Origin of the sequence: Chitinophaga sp. (assembly GCF_039596135.1) — a bacterium.
GTDB lineage: Bacteria > Bacteroidota > Bacteroidia > Chitinophagales > Chitinophagaceae > Chitinophaga.
Genome location: NZ_JBCNKH010000035.1, coordinates 1 through 24,365 on the forward strand (window position 1 = coordinate 1; position 24,365 = coordinate 24,365).

Below are 24,365 nucleotides of genomic sequence, written 5' to 3' on the forward strand. Positions count from 1 at the left end.
ATCCTTCACCGCCATATTATAAGCATTCTGCCCCGGGCCTGCCAGCGACTTATAATAAGCCTTCAGCTCCGGATCTTCCAGGATCACCACCGCATAAGCCGCCGCTACCCGCATCTTATACCGCGCTTCCAGCTGCTTCTTCGTCGGCTGCTTCTTCGACGGGCCACGTTTCTTCGCCATAATTATCTGCCCGTTCCTTTCGTAAATCGTGATCTGATCGCCCAGCGTACCCCGGACGAGTTGGAGGAGTATATTGTCTTTAACAATAGCCATAAAAAATCAGTTTTGGGATTACAAAATCAATATTAATGATCTTACCCAAACCACAGTGAAGCTTTAACACTAAATGAGTACTAATACGCCACTTAATCTACACCTCAATATCGAATCGATATAGAAATGTCGTTTTAATGTACTTATAGTGTACTTATGGAAGTATAGCTATGCTATAGCTGGATTAACTATTGCCAGACAACAAAAAGAAAGTCCGGATAATGCAAAGCATCTATCCGGACTTCTAATTAAAATAAATTGAAAAATGATTATCCCCCTTTCTTTAATGTCAACACTGCAATCTCAGGCCACATCCCAATCCTCCCTTTTAACCCAAGAAAACCAAACCCCCTGTTTACATACAGGTACTTCCCCTGCTGCTCATACAACCCCGCCCATTGCTTATATACATATTTTATCGGGCTCCACTTAAACCCAAACAACTCAATCCCAAACTGCATCCCATGTGTATGCCCCGCCAATGTGAGGTGTACATGCTGGTGATGGTCTACCGTCACCTCATCCCAGTGAGAAGGATCATGAGACATCAGCACCTTAAAAGAGTGATCCGGCACATTCGCCGTCGCCCTTTTCAGATCGCCGTATTTATGAAAACCACCTTTACCCCAGTTCTCCACCCCGATCAGGGAGATACTCTGCCCCTGTTTATTGATGGTTACCGCTTCATTCAGCAATAAATTAAAACCCATTTCACCATGCACGGCTTTTAAACGGTCCAGGTTAGCCGCCTGCGCTTCCTTACTTTCCCACCTGATATAATCGCCATAGTCATGGTTGCCCAATACGGAAAACTTGCCATATGGGGCCTTTAACTTCGTAAAACCACCTATCCACGGATCCATCTCGGAAGCCATGTTATTGACAAGGTCGCCGGTGAACAATAACAGGTCGCTTTGTTGTGCATCTACCAGGTCAAGACCCTTCTGTACACCTTTGGCATCACTAAAGCTACCGGAATGTATATCGGATAACTGCGTAATAGTAAAACCGTCAAATGCAGCCGGCAGATCCGGGAAATAGATCGTTTCCTTTCTCACCTTATAGAAATGCTTTCCTTTTGTAAGACCAAAAAGAATAGTGATGAAAATCACGCCCGCCAGTGCCAGCGCTACCTCACTTACATACACATTTCTGGCCGGGAAACCACGGAATAACCGAAAGATGTCTTCGGCTAACAGTACCGGGGATGAAAATAACTTAGGAATGAAGATGAGCATCATGGCGCCGATCACAACAGCAATAAACCGTTCTGCTGTAAAACCAGCCCTGCGCACAAAAATGATGGAGATAATCGCACCGATCAGTAAAATATCGAGTAGCCAATAGCCAAAATGTAGCATGGGATCCTGGCTGAGTGTCGAAACTGCCTGGTAAAAATAAAGGTCGCCTACCAGGAAGAGCAATAGCATTAATGGAAATCTTGCCATACAAAAATAAAACGCGTTTATCAGGTAGACGAATACCTGATGGTAATATTTTAAAGATGGCGGTAAATTTTTTAATTCCTTGGTTTTCAATAGACTGAGAAATGAACCCGCAAAAGCCACAAGCTCTGGGTTAGGTCTATTCCCTATCGGAAAGATCGTGCAGCAACATGGATAAGAATATATTTATTTAAGTATTTGCTTAAATCTGCTATATTATGCAATATATCATCAGTGAGTGCATTTCAAATTACCAGAAAAGGTAATCAATTTATTATTTCAGATGAACATCATTGGGTGGACGATTATGCCTCGAACCCGGGAGCTATGGCACTTATACCCGGGTTTGGAGACGTGTCAGACGAAGAAGGCTTATATCTTGTTGAAAATGGGCTGGCCGGTAATTTAAAATGGTAGCAAATTGGTATACAAGGGCCTCTGGCACAATAACATTACATTCATTATGGATGCAAAATGTAAACAAACATATAGGAAAATAAGTGGTTATTAAGCTAAATTTAAGTATGAATAAGCGTACCAGTATTATTACAGTTGCCATTATTGTTATATTACTTTTCATAGGTTATAGGTATTATAATAATTCTTACACCCGGTTAAAACCTTTCCAAATAAAATCGGGCAAATTGGTTCTATTACCATATACTAATGAGATGATCAAAAATTTCCCGGATGTGCTTAAGCATTATGATGTTCCGTATCGAATTAATGACTCCGGGATTTTTATGATTCAAGTCAAATATGCCAACAATAGGGATCTCATATTGACTATGACTAATTGTACATTAGATAGTTCTCTGATGAATATGGTAAGAATTAATCCGTGGAAATAAGTTCTTTTTGCTATGAAAGGATTGTAAATGAATAATTGTCATTTTCTTTATAGCTAATTTTAAACTCACGAAAACGTGATATGCCTGAGAGAAAATAGCCAACAACCCAATAAAAAACTCGTACATGAATTCCAATAAAACGAGGGTATATCGTACTTATATACCCTCATTTGCATAGAGAATTTCCCGGAACGCCCGCCTATCACGCAAATCGCTTCTTCGCATCCTCAGTCACAGGTGTAAAGAAATTCACCAGGTTTCCATCAGGATCTCTAAATAAAAGAGAACGATTGCCCCATGGCATAGTAGTCGGTTGCTGTACAATCGTTTCCGCTGGTATACGCTTGCTGGCAGCATCTACATCATCTACCCGAAACTCAATGATCACCGACCTGTTATGCGCAGCCTCCGCCACATTTCCGCCAAAGAGCGCCAGTGTACGGGTGCTCCCAATTGCCAGCGCTGCACCTGTGGTTCTCAGTTCAGCAAAATCTTCGGTAAACCATTTAAATGCCAACCCGGTAGCACCTTCGTAAAATTTAACAAGGCCCTGAATATCAGCAGTAATGATACGAATCGAGGAAAGAATCATGATGTATGTTTTTTTCTGGTACAAAATAATCCTCCCCGGATGACAACCCTATGTCAGTAGCTTTCCCGATAATTTTAATTTATGGTTCAACTCCTCCATAAATAGTACCCCTACGTCAGTCTGCAAAAGTCATTTTAGATACACCTTCCCCCGAATCGGCTACACCTAAATGCATTCCCAATGGGAAATTTGCTGCAAATAGCAATCACCATGGTTAAGCAAGTAAAATTAGGTAGCCAGGGCCTGGCAGTGCCCACTATAGGACTAGGATGTATGGGCATGACCACCTTCAGTGGCATGGAAATCTATGGCCAGGCAAACGAACAGGAATCCATTGCCACCATCCACCGTTCCCTCGAACTGGGCGGAAATTTCCTGGACACGGCCGACGTATATGGCCCATTCAAAAACGAACAGCTGATCGCAAAAGCCATCCAGGGAAAAAGAGAACAATATATCATTGCCTCTAAATTTGGTTTCACCTTTAATGAAGAAGACAAATATACAGGCGCGATCAATGGCCGCAAAGAATACGTAAAACTAGCTGCCGAGCGCTCATTAAAGAACCTGGGTACCGACTACATAGATCTTTATTACCTGCACCGGCTGGATCCGGAAACCCCTGTTGAAGAGACTGTCGGTGCTATGGCCGAACTGGTCAAAGAAGGCAAAGTCCGCTACATCGGCCTGTCAGAAGTTGGTACTGCCACTATCAGGAAAGCACACGCCGTACACCCCCTCACTGCAGTACAAAGCGAATATAACTTATTCGAAAGAGAGGTGGAAGAACTGGGAATCCTTGCCACCTTACAGGAACTGGGCATTGGTTTCGTTGCCTATTCACCACTGGGACGTGGCTTTATTGGCATGGATTTCAAACACCCGGAAGAGATTCCTGCGAGTGACTTCAGGCGGTACCTGCCCAGGTTCCAGGGGCAACAATTTTACCAGAACCTGGCCCTGCTGGAAGCTATAAAAAATATGGCAGCAGAGAAACAGGTTTCTGCATCTCAACTGGCCATCGCCTGGATCATCGCCAAAGGACATCTACCTATTCCCGGCACCAAGCGTGTACCGTACCTTGAACAAAACATTGCCGCTACACACATTGCACTGACTACCGATGATATTAACCGTCTGGAAAAGATCATCCCCATCGATGCCCCCACTGGTGCCAGGATGAATGAAGAAGGAATGAAACAGGTAAACCTTTAATTTAACAGGCGGACCCATGGTCCGCCATTTTTGTATCTTTGTATCATGAAACCTTTCATCGTAAGGTCGATATCCGCCTATCATACCATGACGCAGCAGGGCAAGCCGACTCATCCCCTGGTAAGCGTCTTTAATTTTAAAGATATGGCTTTGCCGCAGAAAGAAATGCCGGCCAGTATCGCGTATGATTTTTACTCCATTAACCTGAAAAAGAACTTCGAAGGAAAAATAAGATATGGACAACAGTATTATGACTTCGACGAAGGTGTCATGTCCTTTTACGCCCCTAAACAGGTAATTACGATCGAAGGAGAGATTACTAAAATTCCGGAGGGCTATACACTCATTGTACATCCTGATTTTCTGCAGGGGCATCCTTTAGCTTCAAAAATCCTCGAATATGGTTTTTTTAGTTATGCCGCCAATGAAGCACTCCACCTGTCAGAGCGGGAAGAAGAAATGATTGAAGGCATATTTGAAAGCCTGCGACAGGAAATAAACTCGCTTACAGATGCGCATACACAGGATGTGGTACTATCTCATATCGACCTCTTACTGAGTTATTGCAATCGCTTTTATAATCGCCAGTTCATTACCCGGAAAACGGCCAATAACAACCTCGTTATACAAATGGAAACCGTTCTGAATCGCTACTTTCAAAATAACATCGCCGGCTTACCCACCGTACAGTACATAGCCCAGCAATTGAATGTAAGCGCCAGTTACCTGGGAGACATGCTTCGCTATCACACAGGTATGAATACCCAGCAGCATATTCATAATAAAGTTATTGAAAAAGCAAAGGAACTGCTGACTACAACCGATATGACTGTCGCAGAGATTGCCTACCAGATCGGCTTTGAACATCCACAGTCATTTAATAAACTCTTCAAATCCAAAACCAGTCAGTCCCCTTTGGAATACCGGCAATCTTTTAATTAACTTTGTCGTATGCCTGTTTCAATTCTTCGCTACCGTACTAAAACACCAGCACCGAGAGCTAAAATCATGCTGGAGCAAAATATGTTTACCTTTCTGCTGGATGGTGAAAAGACGGTGCATTTTGCAGGCACACAGGTCACCGTGCAACCGCATCAGTTTGTACTACTGGCGGCAGGCAACTGCCTGATGAGTGAAAAAATTGCTGCGGAAAATGCAGACTATCATAGCATACTGATACTGTTTAGCAATGACGTTTTGACTGATTTTTTTGATAAACATACTACATGGTTAGGTACTACGACCAAACAATCTGACCATCGTCCATTCCTGCGATTTGACAAGGATGCATTCCTCTCTGGTTTTGTTCACTCCCTCGACTGTATGCTTACAGCAGATAAGTCCCTTCATCCTGAGTTGCAAAAAATAAAACTGGAAGAACTATTCCTGTACCTTGCCATACATTATCCCGGTCAATTAGAACAGATCAGGCATATGAACTATGCAACCAACGATGATCTCGTAATCAGGCAGGCAATTACTTCGCATATGGATAGTAATATCACGGTGGAAGAACTGGCCTTTCTCTGCAACATGAGCCTGTCTACGTTCAAGCGTAAGTTTGCGCGTATTTATGGGAATAGTCCCAACAAATGGTTATTGGAAAAAAGAATGGAAAGGGCTGCCAAAATGCTACGGCACGATCACCGCAAAGCCAGTGAGATCTATTATGAACTGGGTTATGAAAACCTGTCCAGTTTTATCCAGTCATTTAAGCAGCTATATGGCGTCACTCCCAGGCAATATCAAATGAACGCCTAGCGATACTTTCCGGACGTCTGCCTGTTATTTGCAGCTTGTATGCAGGCTTACCTTTGGGTCATGAATAAAGCATATCTCATGGAATTAGCCAGCTACAATATCTGGGCTAATCGTAAAGCAATGGATTGGTTACAGCAAATTACCGATGCACAATGGGAACAGGTTATTACCAGTAGTTTCAGCAGTGTACGGCAAACTGCTCTTCACATTGCCAGTGCCGAAAGTATCTGGATCGACTTCTGGACCAAAGCACCTGCACCTGTGTTTATCTCCGGTACATTTACAGGTACCAAAAGTGATTTGATTGCCATTTGGGAAAAGGCATCTACAGGAATGAAAGCGTATTTAGTCTCCCACCCGGAAGAAGATTTTATGGCGCCCGTTGCATTCAGGTACCCACGTGGCGGGGAGGCACAAATGCCTTTTGTACATACCTTCTCTCACATTATTAATCACTCTACTTATCACCGTGGGCAGTTGGTTACATTACTGCGTCAGGTGGGTTTTACAAATCTCTCTTCCATTGATCTCGCAACTTTTTACCGGCGATAGAAAAGGGGGCATATCATAAGGTCCCCCCTCTTCTATTCGAAAAAGAATTAGAGAGCTCCCGGCCTTTTATTGGCGGCAAAGATCCCAAAAATTAAAGCTGAGCGAAATCAGATTGCTAAGAGACGTAGGATGTCCGACAACCTGGACCGAAAAAGAAACGGAAGGATACAAAGCAAAAAAGGAGGGGCATCAACCCTCCTTTTTTGCTAGCTGTTTTTAACTCCCGGTATCTTTCCTATAATGTAGCCATCATAGGTTCATAACGGTAGTTGTTATATTTCTGATACAACAACATTTCCTATATTTGGCCCCACAAAACAACACTATGTCCCGTAAATTCGAAACCCCTTTATTATTAAACGATCTTCACCAACAGGTAGATGTACTGTTAAGCACAGCCAAAGAACAATTGTCAACCGCACCGGAGACGGTTTTACTACGCCAACCGGCGCCGGAAAAATGGAGTGCTGCACAATGCCTGGATCACCTGAATGCCTATGCGCGATTCTACATTCCAGCCATCGAAAAAGCCATCCAGGCAAAACTGACCGGCAGCCTCCCGCCTTCCTCTTCGCCGGTATTTAAAAGCGGCTGGCTGGGAGATTATTTTACAAAGATGATGCTGCCCAAAGCAGATGGATACCCCGGCATGAAAATGCAGGCGCCCAAAGGGTACAGACCACTTGCTAACCTGGATGCAAAACAGGTAGTGCAGGAATTTATCGGGTGGCAGGAGAGCATGCAGCAACTACTGGAACAAGCAAAACTGGTAAACCTTGAAAGTATTAAAATACCGACTACATTGGGTAACTGGCTGAAATTTTCACTTGGCGATACCTTTCGTTTTGTTATAGCTCATGAACAGAGACATATGGCGCAGGCACTGAGGGCAAAAGGATAAATTTAATACTTTTTCCTCCTGATCCTGCTAAGCGAAGAAGGGGTAATTCCCAAAAAAGAAGCCACATACACTAATGGTACCCTATTTACAAGATTGGGAAAATTTTGCAAAAACAGTTCGTACTTCGTCTGTGCCTCCTCCGATATATTGCCCCTCAGTTTATTCGTCTTCTCCATCAGGAATTTAGTAGCGATTTTCTGAAATATCAAATCCCAGTTCATGATAGTGGCTGACAACTCTTCATAATCATCAATATTGATTACAATCAAATCGCAGTCTGTCACAGCCTGTACATATCCCATAGCAAATACCCTGTGCAGGAAACTATCCAGGTCAGCATAGCAATAATTCTCTGTGATGAAATACTGTGTTACGTCATCACCTTTGTTATTATAATAACTGGATCGCAACACACCCGTCACCACATACGCCAGCTCACGCGCCACCTGACCCGCTTCTGACAGGTATTCACCTTTGGCCAGGTGGCGCAGCTTCAGTTTGCCGTGAATCAACCTGATCTGCTGTTCATTCAAATGCCCAAACTGCAACAGGTAATTAGTAAATAACTCCATTAAGCTGAAAAATAAAACTTTTCCTTATAGTTCAGTATATTCTCCACGCCTTCTTTTTCGATCGTCGCACCTACCCTTATTGCATTGTTGCCTATCAGGTAATGCAACTGATCACTGTCATCAACAGTGGCATTGTATACAAAAGTAGCCACATCAGCGGGATCATCATACACCAGTGGGGAATCGGGGTTGGAGAACAGCGCCAGCATTTTGTCTACCCACTGCTGGTAAGCCGGGTGCAGGATCAACTGTGCATTCGAAACAAAGCTGGTTTGCATCAGGTCCGGGATCAGGGTTTTGATCCTTACCCCCACTTTAGAAAGCTCAGAACGCATGGCTGTAGACCAGGTCTCTACAGCGGCTTTGGTAGCACCATAAAGGGCCATAAACGGCTCTGGCAATAAAGCGCCGGTACTCGTCACATTCAGGAACAACCCGCTGCTCCTTTCCCTGAAATAAGGCAAAAATGCCTGTGTGATCCTGATCGGGCCGAGCAGGTTGGTCGTGATCTGTAATATTACCTGCTCATCCGTAAATCCTTCCAATGGTCCCATCAGAATATGACCGGCATTGTTCAGCACGACATCTGCCGGGTATTTGGCCATTACCTCTTTCACCACTGTCTGCAGTTGATGTAAATTATTGACATCCAGTTGCATCACCTGTACATTGGGCAACTGTGCCAAAGCGGCTCCTGCAGCCGGGTTCCGCATGGTAGCGATCACCCGCCATCCTTTATCAGAAAATACCTTTACACATGCACTGCCTAATCCTGACGAAGCGCCAGTAATAAATATCGTTTTCATTTTCATGTTATTTATACGGTAAAGGTGGTATGAAAGGGATAAAAGGGGCTTGTCATATGACAAGAAATCCTATTTTCGTAGTAAATCTTATAGTATGAGAAAAATACTGGGACTACTGGTTTTAACCCTGGCTTTTGCATGCAACAATAACAAACAACCCAAAACTGCAGAAGAAGTTTTAAACTCCATCAACAAAACGAATTTAAACAAAGGCAGCCAGGACTTTCACCTGGATACACCTGAAGGGTGGACGACCGACCGCAAGACAGTACAGGGAATTAACTATTACTATATTATCTCTCCACAAACGGGTGAGGTACCTAATCCAAATATCAACCTGGTGACTGAATCTATGCAGGGGGCATCGCTTAAAAGTTATATTTCAAAATCACTGTCATCATTGAAACAGGTTTTGCCTGGTTCTGAAATACTGGCGAATGGAGATATTGAGGCGAATGGCGTAAAAGGTGCGTGGTATAACTATACGATGGAAATGCAGGGGGTAAAGGCTGATCTGGTCATGTATGTGTTTCCTTCTGATGGTATTGCTTATGTGATTACGGGTATTTGTGCCCCGGATAAGAAAACTAAGTACAGACCGATATTTGATGCAGTAGCGAAATCATTCAAAGTAAATTAAAAAGATGAAAAGCGTGTATCATTCTCCCTGGTACACGCTTTTTATTCGGGTAGACGAGTAAATTCCATTATTTAAATCCCTCGCTATACAGGGTATCAATTATATCCCGCCATGCCTTGCTATTTCCCAGTTCCCCATTACACAAAAAGATCATCCCCTTTTTACTCCCCGGACTGTACGAAATGAATGAAGATACCCCATTGGCAGAACCGGTATGACAATACAAAATAGCCCCCTTATTTGTTCCATATTGAAACCATGTATGAAAACCCTGGTTAAATTCATCCGGTGTCAATGTCTGTATCGCATTACTATCTATCACGGGTATATGCTTCCATTTTCCCTGTCCGGTCCAGGCTATGAGGAAATGCGCAAACTGCTCCACATTTGTATGCAGACTACCCGCAGGGTAATCAGGGAAACCACCATATCCCAATGGCTCATATGTATGCAGGGAATCTGAATACCGGTAAGGCATGGCTACCTGGTTGCTGTCTACATCATGCAGGAACCAACCGGAGTACTGCATATCGAGCGGAGTGAATAAGTGCTTTTTACAATAAGTATTAAAATCCTCTCCTGAGAGCCGCTCTACAAGGTATCCTAACAGCGCTATACCCATATTGGAATAATTCGCTTTTGTACCGGGTGGATAGTTATAGAAGTTCTTCTCCTTGTCATAATGCCTGCCCTGTACCTTAAAATAGTCTTTAATAAATACAGGTAGCGGAATGGTAGGATCTCCATGGTTCGTTTCCCAGAATTCATGCAGGTAGTCTACATTATCATCAATAGAAGACCGATGCTGTAATAGCTGGCGGAAAGTAATCGGTTTACCCGCAAATGCCGGGTTGGCCAGATGGAAATCCAGGTAGCGGTTTACATCATCATCCAGCTTAAACTTCCCGGCGGCGTACAATTGCATGACGGCAGCGGCGGTCACCGTTTTTGACGTGGAGGCAGCTTCAAAAATCGTGTTGGGTCCTACGGGTATTTTCTTTTCCAGGTTTTGATAACCGTAGTAACCGGTCCATATGACTTTTCCTTTTTCGATGGTAACCGCTTCAAAACCGGCAATGTGTTTATCAGCCAGGAGGCTGTCAAGCAGTGTCTTTTGCGGATAGGCAATAAATGGTAAAAGTGTACAAACAATCAGAATACGGGTGCTTATTTTCATTTTTTTGCAGGGATATATCGCCTAATTTATGGATTTTAATTGATCAGCGCCTTCAATCATGCCATATTGCCCCCGGTTTAATTGGCCATGTTCATTACCTTCCTCACCTCCACATTGCCCCCTAACTCATATATCGGGCATTTCTTCGCTATCTCCGTTGCTTCCGCCATACTCCCCGCTTTCACAAGGAAAAATGAACTCACAATCTTATTATCCCCTGCATAAGGTTTATCCTCTACCGTTGTCGTTTTCCCGGAAATTGTCTTTCCCCCGTTATCAGGACGCAACCCCATTACCAATTTACCACTCCTGGTAAGCTCTCCAATAAAAGTTCCCCACTTAGGGGCATTTGCTTTCACCAGCTCCGCATCCGGAGACGGGGCGGTCAGATCATACCTGACAATCAACATGTATTGGCCGGAAGTGTCTGCCTGGGCAAAGATTTTGTTACAAATAATGAACAACGCGGCTATTAGAATGACTTTCTTCATAATGAATTCTTTATATGAATAATGATTGCTTTACGAATATTGACTTCTTTTACAGATAATGACTACTTTTTACGAATTAAAATTCCCATTAAAAATGAAATTCCACTCCCCACCACCAGCTGTCCAATCAGCGCCTGTGCCACCATCGCCCCGGTACTAAACTGCTTCCTGACCGATACCAGTTCCGCCGCAATCTGCGCCTGCGTTTTCCCCGCCGCCACCAGCGTTTTCTGCGCATCCTGCACCATAAACTCCGTAAACCCGGGATTAATCACCGTACAATACAACCAGCTAAAAACCGCCATCATGCCCGCTGTAATACAGGCAATCAATACCCCGGTTTTCACTGCCTGCCAGTAACCTAGCACACCTCCATTGCGCCGCCGCGCCTCCTGCATACCCAACCAGATACCCAACCCCAAAATAAAAATACTAAACAGCCCGCCTATAGACCGCATGTCAGCTGCCGGAATGCTACCCCTGAAAAAAGTAACACTCACCCACCCAACAACCGTAAAGGTCGAGAGCGCCCATAAACTGGCTACAATACCAGTCAGTAAACCGTACTTTAAAAATGACTTCATAGTGCGAAAAAGATTTATAACAACGGTTGCGAATATCCTATCAAACCATGAAAAAGCAAAAAAAACGGGGGTGGAAAAAGGGTGGAGTCCTTATTCAACGGGCATTTGAGGAGCTACCTCCAGGTACCTTTCCCGGGCTTCCTTCCGGTTGGTAACCGATAGCTTTTTGTAGATATTATTAAGGTGGGTTTTGATCGTACTCAATTCTACGAACTGAATAGCCGCTATTTCCTTATTCGTTTTCCCCTCCGCTACCAGCTGCAGAATTTTCCATTCTTTGGCAGATAATAACGAAACAGGTAGCTCTTTCGGTTTCTCCTTACCCCGCCATTTATGCACCGACCAACCAACTATGAGAAAAAAGACTGCCACCAGGCATAAATAAAAATCCAGCCTGACATAACGATATACTACCAATAAATTGACAATCTGGAATAACAGTATGACACCCCCTGTAAGTAAGCCTATTCTGGCAATCATTTCTTTGATTTTATCAAAATTTAAATAATTTTCCCCATTTTGTAATGCTCCCGGATATCTAAATGTACATATCTTGGGGAAGATTAACCTAAACCACAATGAAAGTTAGCATTATCATTTTTGTTATCCTTATTACAGGGTTTATTTCCGTACGCGGGCAAGATACCGTAAGAAGCGTCTATACCGGCAATAAAATAGACTCTATCTATTCTACGATCTTACAACAGGAAAGACTGATCCAGGTATTTACACCGCAAAGCTATAAGCCGGGAAGCAACACCCAATACGATGTATTATATGTATTAGACGGTGGCAACTGGAATACCGGTTTAATCAACAATGTACAACGCTTCCAGGAAGGGGAAGGCAAGGTACCTCCTACCATCGTAGTGAGTGTATTAGGCATTGATAGAAACAAGGACCTTACTCCCACTCACTTAGCTGACTGGCCTACTTCGGGTGGTGGCAACAATTTCCTGCATTTCTTAAAAGATGAATTGATTCCTTATATTAACAAGAATTATCCCTCCAACGGAGATAATACTTTATGGGGCCATTCCCTGGGTGGACTGTTTGTCATCAACGCATTACTGACGGAGCCCGGCGCTTTTAAATCATACATCGCTGTTGATCCCAGTCTCTGGTGGGACCATGGTTATATTCCTAAGATTGCACGGGAGAAATTGCCTGCCTTAGCCGGTACAAATAATACCTTGTTCGTGAGCGGCCGGTTAGGCAGAGAAGCGGAAGCCATGAAGGTTACTGACATGGATACGATCCTTCATACATTAGCACCTGCAGGGTTGAAATGGGAGGTTATTCAATACCCGGATGAAACACATAGCTCTATCCGGTTAAAAAGTACTTACGATGGATTAAAATTCACTTTTGGATGGAATAAAAGCGCGATTGAATTTCATCCGATGAATGGGATGGTGGTTAATGGACAACCTATTAAAGTGTGGTCTTTTGGCGATACGGCTAATCTGCGTTATACATTGGATGGTACAGAACCTGGTACCGCCTCTCCGGGTGTAAATGGCGAAATAGGTATCGATAATGCAGCCCGGCTGACTATCAAACAATTTACCAACCGGGCACGTTATGATAAAATGAAATCGGGTGTGTTTACAACCGGTACGCCGCTGAAGGCTGCCACCAAAGGGAAGTCAGAGACGCATTATTTGTATTATGAAGAAGATCCGAAAAAGCCTAAGCAGGAAGGTATTGTAAAAGATAAATTAACATTGCCACGTAAGAACGACTTCAGATTAGTTGTAGATGGCTGGATGGAAGCGAAAGAAGCTGGTTATTACGTATTTGTGTTTAATGCTGATACTGATTCAAAATTTTACCTGAATAACCAGGAACTCATTCATTGGAAGGGTTCTTACGACGAGTTTACGTATACGTATATAGTACCTTTGGAAAAAGGGTATTATCCATATAAGATAACGTATCTTCATAAAAATGCGGATTTTGGATTAAAGCTGTCTTACCTTCCACCGGCAGGTATAAAAATGATCAACCCGGTATCTTTGCCATTTTATAGTTCGGCGGTGTTGGAGAAGTTGGTAACGTTATTTAAGTTATAGGGATGTTCTCTTCTTTAAGAGTGCCGGCAGGGGCGTTTTAAATTCAAAAAAGTATGAAAATCTATTAGCTATGATGTGGGAAAAGGAAACTGAAAAACTGAGAAAAATAATTCTCGACTGTGGCCTCAATGAAGCTATTAAATGGGGCAAGCCGTGCTTTGACTACGAGGGTAAAAACATCGTGATCATACAGGGATTCAAAGACTATTGTGCTCTCCTGTTTTTCAAGGGGGCATTGCTTACCGATCCTGATGGGATACTCGTTAAAACCGGCGAGAATACACAGGTAGGCCGACAGGCGCGATTTACTACGGTGAAAGAGATTACACAGGTAGCATCTATTTTAAAGGCTTGTATTTATGAAGCGATCGAAGTAGAGAGAGCAGGATTGAAAGTGGATACTAAGAAGAATCCAGTTAATGTTCCTGCAGAACTGCAACAACAATTTGACAAACAGCCGAAATTTAAAAAAGCATTTGAAGCACTTACTCCCGGAAGGCAAAAGGCATATGTGTTTTTCTTTTCGGGTGCGAAACAATCGAAAACGAGGGAGGCAAGGATTGAGAAATATATGCCGTGGATATTGGCGGGGAAAGGGATAAATGATAGATAGCGGGAAATGGTTGCAAGGATAGGATAACAGGGAAATTCACCCATGATTAAATAATATCCATAAACGTTCGGAAAGTATCCACCTTTTACACCTCAACTACTTATGGCAATACCAGTAAAATAAGGCTTTTACCGGTCTTCTGTTTTAACAGATTGTACCCCCCCCTTTTCCATAAATTGCGCCCTTTAACTGGACATAACAATGAAATCTCTATCAGCATGGTCCCGTCGGGAATTCCTGACCGCCATATCCGGGACAGGGGCAGCCATTATGCTACATCCCTTATCATCATGGGCTATCAGTGACATAGACCCACGTGTTGCCGCTATAGTAGCAGCCACCTACGGTATTGACACACATAATCACATAGACGTTCCTTTGACCCAAGAAGATATTCCGGGCCCCGACATTGACCTGGCAGGAGAAATAAACCGCTCCGGCTTATCTGCTATCTGCATGACCTTTGCCGTTGACTACCAAAAATTAACCACTCCCGGAGAAGCCTATAATCGCTTTCTGAATGGCCTCACAGCCATGGATGCTGATCTGGCAAAAAACAAGCTGAAACGGGCATTGAACATGGAAGATCTTCGCAAAGCAAAGAAGAAAAAACAGCCCATCGTCATTCAGTCTGTAGAAGGCGCACACTGGCTGGAAGGTCAGCTGGACAGAGTAGCAGCAGGTTATCAGCGCGGCCTGCGTCACCTTACATTATTACATGACAGCGATGCATCCGTACCATTGGGAGATGTGTATACCAATGAACCTATGTTTGGTGGTCTGACCAAATTTGGTGCAGACGTGATCAGAGAATGTAACAGGTTAGGTATCCTCGTAGACCTCGCGCATTGTGACGGCAATACAGTGGCGATGGCACTGAAAGTGGCCGCACAGCCGGTGTTTATTTCTCATACAGGGTTGAATACCCGGTTGGGAAACAACCCTGGTTTTGCAAAGATGATGTACAAAAGACTCATCAGTAAAGAGAATGCAAAAGTTGTAGCGGATGCGGGTGGTGTGATTGGCGTGTGGACGCATCTGGCAGATACACCGTTGGAATATGCACAAAATATCAGGGCATTGGTAGATGTCGTGGGGGTAGAGCATGTATGTATTGGTACGGATACGAAGATGACAGCGGCGTATCGTAAGCCGGGGAGTGAATGGGGTCGTGGACGCATTGGCGAACGCACTAACCTTGCATGGGCCGATCAAAATGTAGGCTTCTACTATGCCGTTGTAGATGCTATGCTCAAAACCGGCTTCAATGAAGAGGAAATAGGCAAAATAGGCGGTGGCAACTTTTGCCGCGTATTCGACGCCGCTACTAAGAAATAATACACTAAAGAGCACGTATTGCATATCCCCTGTCTAACTGGCCACTTCATTTGTCCGGTTCGGGGGATTGCTCCTTTTCAGGAGGGTACCAGGATGATACCTTTGATTCACAATCAAAACAACTCATCATGAAAAATATATTCATCGTCCTGCTCTTCCTCTCCGTCTCCTCTTTACAAGCACAATCCATCAAACAAATCAACGCTGGGGTACTCAACGTCGGCTATACAGAAAGTGGCCCTGCCAATGGCAAACCAGTAATTTTATTACACGGATGGCCTTACGATATCCATAGCTTTGACAGCGTGACCACGATTCTAACCGGTAAGGGATACCGGGTTATTGTACCTTATTTAAGGGGGTATGGCACTACCCGCTTTCTCTCGCCCAATACACCCAGGAACGGCCAGCAGGTGGCTCTTGCCAGCGATATTATCGCCTTTATGGATGCCCTCAAAATAAAGCAGGCTATCATCGGTGGCTTTGACTGGGGTGCCCGAACTGCCGACATCATTGCTGCTATATGGCCCGACCGCTGTACCGCCCTTGTATCTGTGAGCGGCTACCTTATAGGCAGTCAGCAGGCTAATCAGGCTCCTTTAAAACCCAAAGCTGAACTGGCCTGGTGGTACCAGTTCTACTTCGCCACCGAAAGAGGTCAGCAGGGGTATGCTGCCAATACCCACGAATTCAATCAACTCATCTGGCAACTGGCATCTCCGCAATGGCACTTTGATTCGGCTACTTATGCACAATCTGCCGCTGCCTTTGACAACCCGGATCATGTAGCCATCGTCATCCACAACTATCGCTGGCGTCTGGGCCTTGCCAAAGGAGAAAAACAATACGATGCTATAGAAGCCAAACTGGCTACTGCCCCAGTCATCACCGTACCCACCGTGACATTGGAAGGTGATGCCAATGGTGCTCCGCACCCCGATCCGGCCCAATATACAGCGAAGTTCAAAGGCCCTTATGCACACCATACCATCACGGGTGGCATCGGTCACAACTTCCCCCAGGAAGCACCTGTCGCATTTGCTAATGCTATCATCGAAGCAAATAATATATCTTTAAGCACGAATGAAGCAAACTAAATGCTCTCCATACCATCCCCAGTGGCATCGGTCACAACTTCCCCAGGAGGCACCTGTCGCATTTGCTAATGCTATCATCGAAGCAAATAATATATCTTTAAGCACGAATGAAGCAAACTAAATTAAAAATATCACACGCGACTATCTGGATCAGTTCGATTTTTCTGGGCCTGTTATCGTCAGTACCACAAATAGCACAGCAACACTTCAATGCCATGGAAGCGATCGTCAATGCTGCCATTACAGGAGCGTTTGCTGTGCTCATGTGGTATTTTAATATTTACCTGCTACGCAGACTGCCACAGCAAAAAAGCATCTCCTACACCAAACTGCTAAGTAGTTTGGTTTTTGGCATGATAGTCATGTTCGGCCTCGCATGGATCCAGCAACTGATCCTCTCTCATATCAATTTTGGCCCCGTCATGCTCATGGTAGAAGTACGGGGCATCCTCATCAACCTCGTGTTCTACATGTTCCTGCACCTGCTGCAACAGAACTACGAAAACCAGCATGTGAACATGGAACTGGAACGCATTAAAAACGATAACCTCGGCGCTCAGTATGAATTGCTGAAACAACAGGTCAATCCCCACTTTCTCTTCAACAGTCTGAATACACTGAAAGCAATGGTCGAAACCGGCGATGAAGAAGCTATTGACTTCATCATCAAACTGTCCAACTTCTACCGGTTTACTTTAGAAAGCCGGAAGCTGGACCTCATTCATGTTCATGACGAAATGGAGATCCTGAATGCTTACCTCTTCTTACAAAAGGCCCGGTTTGATGCAGGTTTTACTTTTACCAACGACCTGGATGAGCGGGTGCAAAAGACCCTCATTCCTCCTTTTACTTTACAATTACTGGTAGAAAACTGTATCAAGCACAATGTGGTGTCTTTACAAAAACCACTACATATCCGCATTTATGAAGAAGAGGAAAAAATCGTGGTAGAAAACCAGTTACAACCGAAAGTTGGAGACAATAATTCACTGGGCGTAGGACTTAAAAACATCGATCTGCGCTATAGCCACCTCCTACAAAAACATATTGACATTATTAAAACCGACACTATCTTTCAAATCAAACTGCCGTTGATTTATGAATATTCTGATAATAGAAGATGAATTAAGAACTGCGAAGTCACTGGAGCAAATTATTCTAAAACTAAAACCTGAAGCCAAAATTGCCGGGCAGTACCAAAGCGTGGAAAGCGCTGTAGCAGCATTATCTACCGGCGGGCAACCTGACCTGATCTTTATGGATATTCAGCTGGCAGATGGGTTGTGCTTTGAAATATTTAAGTCTGTTAGTATTAGTTGCCCGGTGGTATTCTGTACTGCTTTTGATGAATACTCTCTCGATGCTTTTAAAAACAATGGTGTAGATTATGTATTGAAGCCATTCTCAAAAGAAGATATCCAGGAAGCACTGAAAAAGGTAGATGAGTTAAAGAACTTCTTTCAGCAAAAGGTAATGCCTGACCTGGGGGATTTATTGTCTAAGCTGGGTGCACCGGCAGCGACTAAAACAAGTTTTCTTGTTTTCAAAAACCAGAAGTATACGACTGTACAGGTAGATAACATCGCTTATTTCTTTATCAAAAATGACTGTACTATTATCGTGTGTTTTGATAAGGAGCAGTTTATTATTAACCAGTCGCTGGATCAGATTGCGGGGATGGTGTCTGGCAAACAATTCTTTCGGGTGAACAGGCAATATCTTGTGAACTTTAAAGCGATCAAAGAAGTAGAGCCTTATTTTTTGAGAAAGTTGTATGTGAAGTTGGTGATTGAGACGCCAGAGAAACTGTTGATTAATAAGGAGAAGTCGCATAATTTCTTAACATGGATGGAGGAGAGATAAGGATGAAAGAGCCGGTAACTTTGATATGCCCCCAAAAGCTTATACACTTTTGGGAGCATATCTCTTCAAAAGAAGTTAACAGCTTTTTTTTCTAAAAATGGTTTTCATTCCTGTTGGTGAATTCCCGCTTTCATGAATGTTTTATTTGGTTACCTGATGGAGACAGCTATCGTTTTAAGCGATTCTCAGGAGGTTCATTTGTCTTTTCACGTCCGCTTCTTATTTGTGTTCTTACTGCTCAATAAAGGTAATCACCGACTGTACAAACTCAGTTGGATACTGGAACAAGGCAGCATGTGCGGCATCCGGGTAAACAACCAGTTGTGCATCCGGCATATTCTCTGCCATAAATTCTGCATTCCCTACAGGCACTGGTACATCTTCTTTTCCCTGGATGATCAATACCGGCAGGTTAATGGTTTTTAACTCCGCAGCAGCATTGGCATATGGTTGTGCCCATCCTAATACCGCCGTTACCTGTGCAGTGGCACTGGCCTGAGACACAGCAGCATCACGGTCCAGTACTCGGGCCTGAATCCTCTGCCAGGCGGCTTTGCCTTTGGCAAGACTGGCCTCGGAAGTCGTAAATCCAAATCTTAAAAAGTTCTCTTCCGCTGTCAGGTTTGCACCGGCTGCTAACAGGGAAGGAAGGTTCGAAAGTCCTACTGCACCTTTGGGGCCGGTACCTGTCAATATCATCTTATTGATGACTGCAGGTGTTGTCAATGCAATTTGCTGCGTGATAAAACTACCTAAAGAAAATCCGAGGATGTTTACCTTTTGTAATCCCAGCGCGTGAATAAAGGTGGTGACACTGCTCGCCATATCTGCGATATTATTTGGGGTAGTACCGCTGGAAGCACCTTCTCCGGGCAGGTCGAATAGGATAACCTTGTATTTTGCAGCGAGGCCATTGGTGATAGCAGGGTCCCAGTCATCCATATTGCTGCCAAGTGGTGAGATCATTAGCACGGGTGTACCTGACTGATTTCCCAACTCACGATAGGCATAATTTACGCCATTGGCTTCGATAAATTTTGTTTTAGCGGTCTGGTGGTAATCTGAGGGTTGTGTGTTTTTCTTTTCACATCCAAAGAGGCTCAGGCTTAGTACGGCAATTGTTAAAAGCTTCATCTGTTAAGGTTTTAATGAGGTACAAATGTGAGACAACTAGCTGCAGGAGTCCAGTAGCAAAGCCTTCAGGCAGGCAAAACGATTCCTGGGTCAGACATTCCTGATCCCGAAATATTGACGGTTGAATATGTTCACCGGGCGGGTACGTACTTGTATCTGGACTGTCTAATAAATAATTTAGTTAGGTAAAGCGATGCCTGGGTCAGACATTCCCGGTCCCGAAATATTGGCGGTTGAATATGTCCACCGGGCGAGTACGTACTTGTATCTGGACTGTCTAGTAAATAATTTAGTTAGGCAAAGCCATTCCTGGATCAGGCGTTCTTGGTCCTGAAATATTGACGGTTGAATATGTTCACCGGGCGGGTACGTACTTGTATCTGGACTGTCTAGTAAATAATTTAGTTAGGCAAAGCGATTCCTGGGTCAGGCATTCCCGGTCCCGAAATATTGACGGTTGAATATGTCCACTTTGCGGGTTTCGTACTTACCTTTGGACTGTCTGATAAATAATTTTACCACATGAAAAAGATTTATTTATTAGCAGCCATGACGTTATTATCATTCAAAGCGTCTTCACAGGGATTTATCGTCCTTGAATTATTTACATCAGAAGGATGTTCCAGCTGTCCGCCGGCAGAAGAATTATTAGCCAGTATACAAACTGATAAACCAGTTTACATACTGGAATACCATGTAGATTACTGGGATCGCCTGGGATGGAAAGATCCATTTAGCAGTCATCAGTTTTCAGAAAGACAATACCAGTATAGCCGGTTCCTTTCCAGCCAGGTATATACACCACAACTGGTCATGAATGGCACGAGTGAATGCGTAGGTAGTGATGCAGCTATTGTTAATAAAACTATCAATGCGGCGTTGTCAAAACCGGCGAAGACAACATTGAATGTGCAGGGAACTATACGGGGCGGTAAACTAACGGTGAATCAGAAAAACATATTGATTGCAATTGTACAGAAACATGCGGTCAGCCAGGTAAAAAGAGGGGAAAATGAAGGCCGTACGCTTTCGCATATTCAAATTGTACGGAGCCTACGGCTGGTAAAAGGGAAAGAGGCGATTGATTTGCCTGACGGATTTAATTTACAGGATTATGAGATCATAGCGATGGTGCAAAATCCGTCTACGGGTGAGATTACGGCTGTGTCAAGAATAACACCAACTCTGTAGTAATTTCCCCGCCTATTGTATTAATAATTCTATATCCATATACTGTCTGATCAATTTCCACATCAGCCGTTTCTTTTCCAATCTGGTAAGAGACGGCTGGTGTGGTATATTGATAAATATTATCTTCTTCCGCTTCATCTATCATATGATAATGACCACAAAAAACGGTCACTTTCTTATCGATGCTTTTCAGCACCGCTTTCAACTCATCCCGGTCCTTCAGTGCAGCACCTAATTGTTCAATAGGCGTATCGATCGCTAATACTGGATGATGTACAAAAAGGATAATTTCTTTTTCTGTATTCAGCATCTGTTTCACCCAATTTAAACGATCGGCATCTATCTTATTATCTGAGGTATCCAGGATGATATACCTGAACTGGACATCTTCTTTAATATAGTTAGCAGGCTCCCGATAGTATTGACTTACTTCTGCAAATGTGTCATGGTTTCCTAATACCATCCACAATGAAAGCCCTCTCTGCGCAATTACATCAAAGAACCATTTATTCATCTCTACTGATCCGATATCCCCTCCGAATACAATTTCATGGATCCCCCGCTCTGCTATATCATCCAGGATCATTTCAAAGTTCTTCGTATGAGCAGTTGGGTTATTGACATAACTGATTCCATTTTCTGTTTTCAATTCCTGACCTAAATGGCTATCTGTGATATATGCTTTCATAATTTAAAGGTAAAAAAAAAGGGTTGTATCATCAGTACGATACAACCCTTTTTTAATTCGGATACCTGATGGATTCAGTTTCCATTTATCCAATTCTCAAATGGCCCATCTATTTACGAGTTCTATTCGTTTTCTGAACATCAGGTATGTAACCCCAACCATGATAAATGCCACCACCGCGTCCACGGTAACCGCCGCCCCCAGCACCGCTAATTTAGACCCAAAGGCAAAAATGATATCGAAAAACATGCCTGCAAATACCCATTCTTTCAACCTGTTCAGTTTATTTGGAATGAGGAGCACAGCAATACCGGATAATTTTGCTACACCCAGTATATAAATAAAATGCGGCGGATAGCCCAATTGTAAAGTGATATTCCATACCAGGGGGTTGTTCGTCAGTTCACAAACACCACTGGTACCAAACCATAAAGAGGTGAGAGCTATACCTGTCCAATAGATTGCGTTTACAGTTTTAGGAGTCATGTTGTTATTGTTTTATGGTCCAAAGGTGGGGCAAACGGGGCGGGTAGGAAAGGATGATTCCCTTGGGATAGACATATTGAGGGGGGAGCCGGACAATTCATTTCATAAAAATTAAGTACCATTGTACTATGGAACTGAATTTAGAATTTAACCAAGCCATTCGCTTGCTGGATGCCGGCCGGGAAGAAGAGGCCCTTTTATTGCTGGAAAAGGTACTGCTGACCAGTATGCAGAATAATGACCAGGTACATGTGGTCAGGACCAGTGTGGTACTGGGTGAATATTTTTTTAATTTAGGAGATGAGGAGGCTGCTGGCAGGAACCTGGAGCGTGCGATTGAAGCGATCCTGACAGAGGATGAGGCGGAGGAGCTGGATTATGAGTTGAATCAGGCAAGGGAGTTACTGAATAATCTGTAAATTAAAAGAAACTGTATTTTATGCTGAAAAACAAGCCTTGAGAGAAAAAGAATAAAAAAGATTTATAAGGGCTGGTTCTTAGGAACCGGCCTTTATTATTCCTATAAAACAATTCTCTCTAAGCAGAGTGTATCTCCGGGACTACTCATTTTATAGGGATAGCATTTTGCATAAGTAATAGCAATAGCAACATCTTTAACTTTGTAATTATAGCCTTAAATAACAACTTGATAATTGTGCCACAGATTGTGGCACAATCTCCTTTCCACTAATGCTTTGGTTAATTAAAGTGCTTAACTTTATATATTTTTCATAAAATTCCATTATTCAAAACAACGTGTGAGTGCTTCTAAGTATAGTTAATAAATCAGAACATGGCTAAAGAAAAAACATACAATCAATAGAAAATTCTCTGTTAAATGAGCTTTCGCTGCTTATTCAACAAAGCCAGAAACAATTAGTGGCGCAGGCTAATAGTTCACTTACAACACTTTTCTGGCATATTGGTACCCGTATTAACAAAGAAATTCTCCAAAGTAAACGCGCTGAATATGCAAAACAAATTGTGTCGACACTGTCGACACAATTGAAGGCTCAGTATGGAAGGAACTTCGAAGAAAGGAATTTAAGGCGAATGATGCAATTTGCAGAACAATTTACAGACTTTGAGCCTATATCATTATTGTCAAAACAGTTGAGCTGGTCACATTTTGTGGAATTATTACCACTAAAAAATTGGGAGGCTAAACTATTCTATGCGCGTGTTGCTGCTGATCAGGCATTAGGTATAAGAGATTTACGAAAACAAATTTCAACCAAAACGTTTGAACGCACTGATATCGCGAATACACAAAATACCAGCAATCATCCGGCTATTTATAACAATTTCAAAGACCCTTATTTTTTGGACTTCTTAGGATTACAAGACACATATCTGGAAAAAGACCTGGAAAGTGCTATACTTCGTGAACTGGAAGCGTTTATTTTGGAATTAGGGAAAGGATTTGCTTTTATAGAACGTCAGAAAAGAATGATTATTGACGGGGAAGATTTTCATTTAGACCTTTTATTCTACCATAGGAATTTAAGACGCTTAGTGGCCATTGAACTAAAACTTGGGAGATTTGAAGCCCAACACAAAGGGCAAATGGAATTGTATTTGAAGTGGTTGGATAGGTACGAAAAGAAAGAAGGAGAGCTCTCACCAATAGGCTTAATTTTATGTGCCGAAAGCAGACGTGAACAAGTAGAATTATTGGAAATGCACAAAGATGGTATAATGGTAGCTGAATACTGGACGGAATTACCTCCTAAAAAAGAATTGGAGAAAAAAATACATTCTATTTTAATTGAAGCCAGGGAAAGAATCGAACGAAAAAAAATATTGAATTGAATACCCCAGAATGAATATTTCATTAGCATTTTTTATAGACAAATGGATACGAATAATTACCGTTGTTGTCATTTCATAACTAGTTACTAATCACCGTAATTTGATCCAAAAATGCTCCACTACCCGGCACAAGAAAGAAGCTGCTCATTTATTTATGAAGCAGCTTCTTTTAATTCGGATACCTGATGAAGACAGATCATCATTTAAA

The 24,365-nt window shown here is 43.0% G+C and carries 26 protein-coding genes and 1 pseudogene; 15 read left to right on the plus strand and 12 right to left on the minus strand.

Annotated elements, in window-relative coordinates:
* The 3 genes and pseudogenes from ABDW16_RS19325 to ABDW16_RS19335 all read right to left on the minus strand — a co-directional run.
* Positions 1-273, minus strand: a pseudogene (locus tag ABDW16_RS19325) (hypothetical protein); the annotation flags it as partial.
* 269 nt (positions 274-542) lie between these two features.
* A complete protein-coding gene (locus ABDW16_RS19330; protein WP_343672008.1) occupies positions 543-1,721 on the minus strand; it encodes a metallophosphoesterase in 1,179 nt (392 codons plus the stop codon).
* 1,050 nt (positions 1,722-2,771) lie between these two features.
* Entirely contained in the window at positions 2,772-3,161 is a 390-nt protein-coding gene (locus ABDW16_RS19335) for a VOC family protein (protein WP_343672009.1), read from the minus strand.
* Between the two features lie 210 nt (positions 3,162-3,371).
* Here ABDW16_RS19335 and ABDW16_RS19340 point away from each other — a divergent pair, with 210 nt between their 5' ends.
* The 5 genes from ABDW16_RS19340 to ABDW16_RS19360 all read left to right on the plus strand — a co-directional run bounded on the left by ABDW16_RS19340 (position 3,372) and on the right by ABDW16_RS19360 (position 7,590).
* The gene (locus ABDW16_RS19340; protein ID WP_343672011.1) at positions 3,372-4,376 is read left to right on the plus strand and encodes an aldo/keto reductase; all 1,005 of its coding nucleotides are present in this window, start codon (positions 3,372-3,374) and stop codon (positions 4,374-4,376) included.
* 45 nt (positions 4,377-4,421) lie between these two features.
* Positions 4,422-5,318: an AraC family transcriptional regulator gene (locus ABDW16_RS19345; RefSeq protein ID WP_343672013.1), complete on the plus strand. Its 897-nt coding sequence runs from the start codon at positions 4,422-4,424 to the stop codon at positions 5,316-5,318.
* A 9-nt stretch (positions 5,319-5,327) separates the two neighbouring features.
* Positions 5,328-6,137: an AraC family transcriptional regulator gene (locus ABDW16_RS19350; protein WP_343672014.1), complete on the plus strand. Its 810-nt coding sequence runs from the start codon at positions 5,328-5,330 to the stop codon at positions 6,135-6,137.
* A gap of 60 nt (positions 6,138-6,197) precedes the next feature.
* Entirely contained in the window at positions 6,198-6,689 is a 492-nt protein-coding gene (locus ABDW16_RS19355; RefSeq protein ID WP_343672015.1) for a DinB family protein, read from the plus strand.
* A 325-nt stretch (positions 6,690-7,014) separates the two neighbouring features.
* Entirely contained in the window at positions 7,015-7,590 is a 576-nt protein-coding gene (locus ABDW16_RS19360) for a DinB family protein (protein ID WP_343672016.1), read from the plus strand.
* 2 nt (positions 7,591-7,592) lie between these two features.
* Here the strand turns inward: ABDW16_RS19360 and ABDW16_RS19365 are convergent, their stop codons facing one another.
* Positions 7,593-8,162 (minus strand): Crp/Fnr family transcriptional regulator, encoded by a 570-nt coding sequence (locus ABDW16_RS19365; RefSeq protein WP_343672018.1) that lies wholly within the window; start codon positions 8,160-8,162, stop codon positions 7,593-7,595.
* Positions 8,162-8,968: an SDR family NAD(P)-dependent oxidoreductase gene (locus ABDW16_RS19370; protein ID WP_343672020.1), complete on the minus strand. Its 807-nt coding sequence runs from the start codon at positions 8,966-8,968 to the stop codon at positions 8,162-8,164. Before ABDW16_RS19370 ends, ABDW16_RS19365 begins: the two co-directional genes overlap by 1 nt.
* Positions 8,969-9,062: 94 nt before the next feature.
* On the opposite strand from ABDW16_RS19370, the gene ABDW16_RS19375 reads away from it, so the two are divergent.
* Positions 9,063-9,608 carry a hypothetical protein gene (locus ABDW16_RS19375; protein ID WP_343672022.1) on the plus strand — a complete coding sequence of 182 codons (546 nt, stop codon included), beginning with the start codon at positions 9,063-9,065 and terminating at the stop codon, positions 9,606-9,608.
* Between the two features lie 67 nt (positions 9,609-9,675).
* On the opposite strand, the gene ABDW16_RS19380 is transcribed toward ABDW16_RS19375, so the two are convergent.
* The 4 genes from ABDW16_RS19380 to ABDW16_RS19395 form a co-directional block, all read right to left on the minus strand.
* Positions 9,676-10,785: a serine hydrolase domain-containing protein gene (locus ABDW16_RS19380; RefSeq protein ID WP_343672023.1), complete on the minus strand. Its 1,110-nt coding sequence runs from the start codon at positions 10,783-10,785 to the stop codon at positions 9,676-9,678.
* Between the two features lie 77 nt (positions 10,786-10,862).
* Positions 10,863-11,276 carry a YciI family protein gene (locus ABDW16_RS19385; protein WP_343672025.1) on the minus strand — a complete coding sequence of 138 codons (414 nt, stop codon included), beginning with the start codon at positions 11,274-11,276 and terminating at the stop codon, positions 10,863-10,865.
* Between the two features lie 62 nt (positions 11,277-11,338).
* Positions 11,339-11,860 (minus strand): DUF4199 domain-containing protein, encoded by a 522-nt coding sequence (locus ABDW16_RS19390; RefSeq protein WP_343672027.1) that lies wholly within the window; start codon positions 11,858-11,860, stop codon positions 11,339-11,341.
* A gap of 90 nt (positions 11,861-11,950) precedes the next feature.
* Positions 11,951-12,340: a helix-turn-helix transcriptional regulator gene (locus ABDW16_RS19395; protein ID WP_343672029.1), complete on the minus strand. Its 390-nt coding sequence runs from the start codon at positions 12,338-12,340 to the stop codon at positions 11,951-11,953.
* Positions 12,341-12,438: 98 nt separating this feature from the next.
* Here ABDW16_RS19395 and ABDW16_RS19400 point away from each other — a divergent pair, with 98 nt between their 5' ends.
* From ABDW16_RS19400 to ABDW16_RS19425, 6 genes are all read left to right on the plus strand, one after another.
* The gene (locus ABDW16_RS19400) at positions 12,439-13,935 is read left to right on the plus strand and encodes an alpha/beta hydrolase-fold protein (protein ID WP_343672031.1); all 1,497 of its coding nucleotides are present in this window, start codon (positions 12,439-12,441) and stop codon (positions 13,933-13,935) included.
* A 70-nt stretch (positions 13,936-14,005) separates the two neighbouring features.
* A complete protein-coding gene (locus ABDW16_RS19405; RefSeq protein WP_343672033.1) occupies positions 14,006-14,548 on the plus strand; it encodes a YdeI/OmpD-associated family protein in 543 nt (180 codons plus the stop codon).
* 201 nt (positions 14,549-14,749) lie between these two features.
* On the plus strand, positions 14,750-15,886 hold the full coding sequence (locus tag ABDW16_RS19410) for a membrane dipeptidase (protein ID WP_343672034.1): 1,137 nt from the start codon (positions 14,750-14,752) through the stop codon (positions 15,884-15,886).
* Positions 15,887-16,014: 128 nt separating this feature from the next.
* On the plus strand, positions 16,015-16,983 hold the full coding sequence (locus ABDW16_RS19415) for an alpha/beta hydrolase (RefSeq protein WP_343672036.1): 969 nt from the start codon (positions 16,015-16,017) through the stop codon (positions 16,981-16,983).
* Between the two features lie 107 nt (positions 16,984-17,090).
* Entirely contained in the window at positions 17,091-18,107 is a 1,017-nt protein-coding gene (locus tag ABDW16_RS19420; RefSeq protein WP_343672037.1) for a histidine kinase, read from the plus strand.
* Positions 18,082-18,846 carry a LytTR family DNA-binding domain-containing protein gene (locus ABDW16_RS19425; protein ID WP_343672039.1) on the plus strand — a complete coding sequence of 255 codons (765 nt, stop codon included), beginning with the start codon at positions 18,082-18,084 and terminating at the stop codon, positions 18,844-18,846. The genes ABDW16_RS19420 and ABDW16_RS19425 overlap by 26 nt, the downstream gene beginning before the upstream one ends.
* A 231-nt stretch (positions 18,847-19,077) precedes the next feature.
* Here the strand turns inward: ABDW16_RS19425 and ABDW16_RS19430 are convergent, their stop codons facing one another.
* A complete protein-coding gene (locus tag ABDW16_RS19430) occupies positions 19,078-19,980 on the minus strand; it encodes an alpha/beta hydrolase (RefSeq protein ID WP_343672040.1) in 903 nt (300 codons plus the stop codon).
* 522 nt (positions 19,981-20,502) lie between these two features.
* Here ABDW16_RS19430 and ABDW16_RS19435 point away from each other — a divergent pair.
* The gene (locus ABDW16_RS19435) at positions 20,503-21,171 is read left to right on the plus strand and encodes a DUF1223 domain-containing protein (protein ID WP_343672041.1); all 669 of its coding nucleotides are present in this window, start codon (positions 20,503-20,505) and stop codon (positions 21,169-21,171) included.
* Here ABDW16_RS19435 and ABDW16_RS19440 read toward each other — a convergent pair.
* The gene (locus tag ABDW16_RS19440) at positions 21,137-21,859 is read right to left on the minus strand and encodes a metallophosphoesterase family protein (protein WP_343672043.1); all 723 of its coding nucleotides are present in this window, start codon (positions 21,857-21,859) and stop codon (positions 21,137-21,139) included. The genes ABDW16_RS19435 and ABDW16_RS19440 overlap by 35 nt on opposite strands.
* Before the next feature lie 96 nt (positions 21,860-21,955).
* Positions 21,956-22,345 (minus strand): DoxX family protein, encoded by a 390-nt coding sequence (locus ABDW16_RS19445; RefSeq protein ID WP_343672044.1) that lies wholly within the window; start codon positions 22,343-22,345, stop codon positions 21,956-21,958.
* A gap of 128 nt (positions 22,346-22,473) precedes the next feature.
* Here ABDW16_RS19445 and ABDW16_RS19450 point away from each other — a divergent pair, with 128 nt between their 5' ends.
* Both ABDW16_RS19450 and ABDW16_RS19455 read left to right on the plus strand, forming a co-directional pair.
* On the plus strand, positions 22,474-22,764 hold the full coding sequence (locus ABDW16_RS19450; RefSeq protein WP_343672046.1) for a hypothetical protein: 291 nt from the start codon (positions 22,474-22,476) through the stop codon (positions 22,762-22,764).
* Between the two features lie 436 nt (positions 22,765-23,200).
* Positions 23,201-24,157: a PDDEXK nuclease domain-containing protein gene (locus ABDW16_RS19455; RefSeq protein ID WP_343672113.1), complete on the plus strand. Its 957-nt coding sequence runs from the start codon at positions 23,201-23,203 to the stop codon at positions 24,155-24,157.
* Positions 24,158-24,365: the final 208 nt, after the last annotated feature.

What these genes read in the sequence shown, in the direction of transcription:
- ABDW16_RS19330 (WP_343672008.1), bottom strand. Translation starts at nt 1,721, where the DNA reads ATGGCAAGATTTCCATTAATGCTATTGCTCTTCCTGGTAGGCGACCTT.
- ABDW16_RS19335 (WP_343672009.1), bottom strand. Translation starts at nt 3,161, where the DNA reads ATGATTCTTTCCTCGATTCGTATCATTACTGCTGATATTCAGGGCCTT.
- ABDW16_RS19340 (WP_343672011.1), top strand. Translation starts at nt 3,372, where the DNA reads ATGGTTAAGCAAGTAAAATTAGGTAGCCAGGGCCTGGCAGTGCCCACT.
- ABDW16_RS19345 (WP_343672013.1), top strand. Translation starts at nt 4,422, where the DNA reads ATGAAACCTTTCATCGTAAGGTCGATATCCGCCTATCATACCATGACG.
- ABDW16_RS19350 (WP_343672014.1), top strand. Translation starts at nt 5,328, where the DNA reads ATGCCTGTTTCAATTCTTCGCTACCGTACTAAAACACCAGCACCGAGA.
- ABDW16_RS19355 (WP_343672015.1), top strand. Translation starts at nt 6,198, where the DNA reads ATGAATAAAGCATATCTCATGGAATTAGCCAGCTACAATATCTGGGCT.
- ABDW16_RS19360 (WP_343672016.1), top strand. Translation starts at nt 7,015, where the DNA reads ATGTCCCGTAAATTCGAAACCCCTTTATTATTAAACGATCTTCACCAA.
- ABDW16_RS19365 (WP_343672018.1), bottom strand. Translation starts at nt 8,162, where the DNA reads ATGGAGTTATTTACTAATTACCTGTTGCAGTTTGGGCATTTGAATGAA.
- ABDW16_RS19370 (WP_343672020.1), bottom strand. Translation starts at nt 8,968, where the DNA reads ATGAAAACGATATTTATTACTGGCGCTTCGTCAGGATTAGGCAGTGCA.
- ABDW16_RS19375 (WP_343672022.1), top strand. Translation starts at nt 9,063, where the DNA reads ATGAGAAAAATACTGGGACTACTGGTTTTAACCCTGGCTTTTGCATGC.
- ABDW16_RS19380 (WP_343672023.1), bottom strand. Translation starts at nt 10,785, where the DNA reads ATGAAAATAAGCACCCGTATTCTGATTGTTTGTACACTTTTACCATTT.
- ABDW16_RS19385 (WP_343672025.1), bottom strand. Translation starts at nt 11,276, where the DNA reads ATGAAGAAAGTCATTCTAATAGCCGCGTTGTTCATTATTTGTAACAAA.
- ABDW16_RS19390 (WP_343672027.1), bottom strand. Translation starts at nt 11,860, where the DNA reads ATGAAGTCATTTTTAAAGTACGGTTTACTGACTGGTATTGTAGCCAGT.
- ABDW16_RS19395 (WP_343672029.1), bottom strand. Translation starts at nt 12,340, where the DNA reads ATGATTGCCAGAATAGGCTTACTTACAGGGGGTGTCATACTGTTATTC.
- ABDW16_RS19400 (WP_343672031.1), top strand. Translation starts at nt 12,439, where the DNA reads ATGAAAGTTAGCATTATCATTTTTGTTATCCTTATTACAGGGTTTATT.
- ABDW16_RS19405 (WP_343672033.1), top strand. Translation starts at nt 14,006, where the DNA reads ATGATGTGGGAAAAGGAAACTGAAAAACTGAGAAAAATAATTCTCGAC.
- ABDW16_RS19410 (WP_343672034.1), top strand. Translation starts at nt 14,750, where the DNA reads ATGAAATCTCTATCAGCATGGTCCCGTCGGGAATTCCTGACCGCCATA.
- ABDW16_RS19415 (WP_343672036.1), top strand. Translation starts at nt 16,015, where the DNA reads ATGAAAAATATATTCATCGTCCTGCTCTTCCTCTCCGTCTCCTCTTTA.
- ABDW16_RS19420 (WP_343672037.1), top strand. Translation starts at nt 17,091, where the DNA reads ATGAAGCAAACTAAATTAAAAATATCACACGCGACTATCTGGATCAGT.
- ABDW16_RS19425 (WP_343672039.1), top strand. Translation starts at nt 18,082, where the DNA reads ATGAATATTCTGATAATAGAAGATGAATTAAGAACTGCGAAGTCACTG.
- ABDW16_RS19430 (WP_343672040.1), bottom strand. Translation starts at nt 19,980, where the DNA reads ATGAAGCTTTTAACAATTGCCGTACTAAGCCTGAGCCTCTTTGGATGT.
- ABDW16_RS19435 (WP_343672041.1), top strand. Translation starts at nt 20,503, where the DNA reads ATGAAAAAGATTTATTTATTAGCAGCCATGACGTTATTATCATTCAAA.
- ABDW16_RS19440 (WP_343672043.1), bottom strand. Translation starts at nt 21,859, where the DNA reads ATGAAAGCATATATCACAGATAGCCATTTAGGTCAGGAATTGAAAACA.
- ABDW16_RS19445 (WP_343672044.1), bottom strand. Translation starts at nt 22,345, where the DNA reads ATGACTCCTAAAACTGTAAACGCAATCTATTGGACAGGTATAGCTCTC.
- ABDW16_RS19450 (WP_343672046.1), top strand. Translation starts at nt 22,474, where the DNA reads ATGGAACTGAATTTAGAATTTAACCAAGCCATTCGCTTGCTGGATGCC.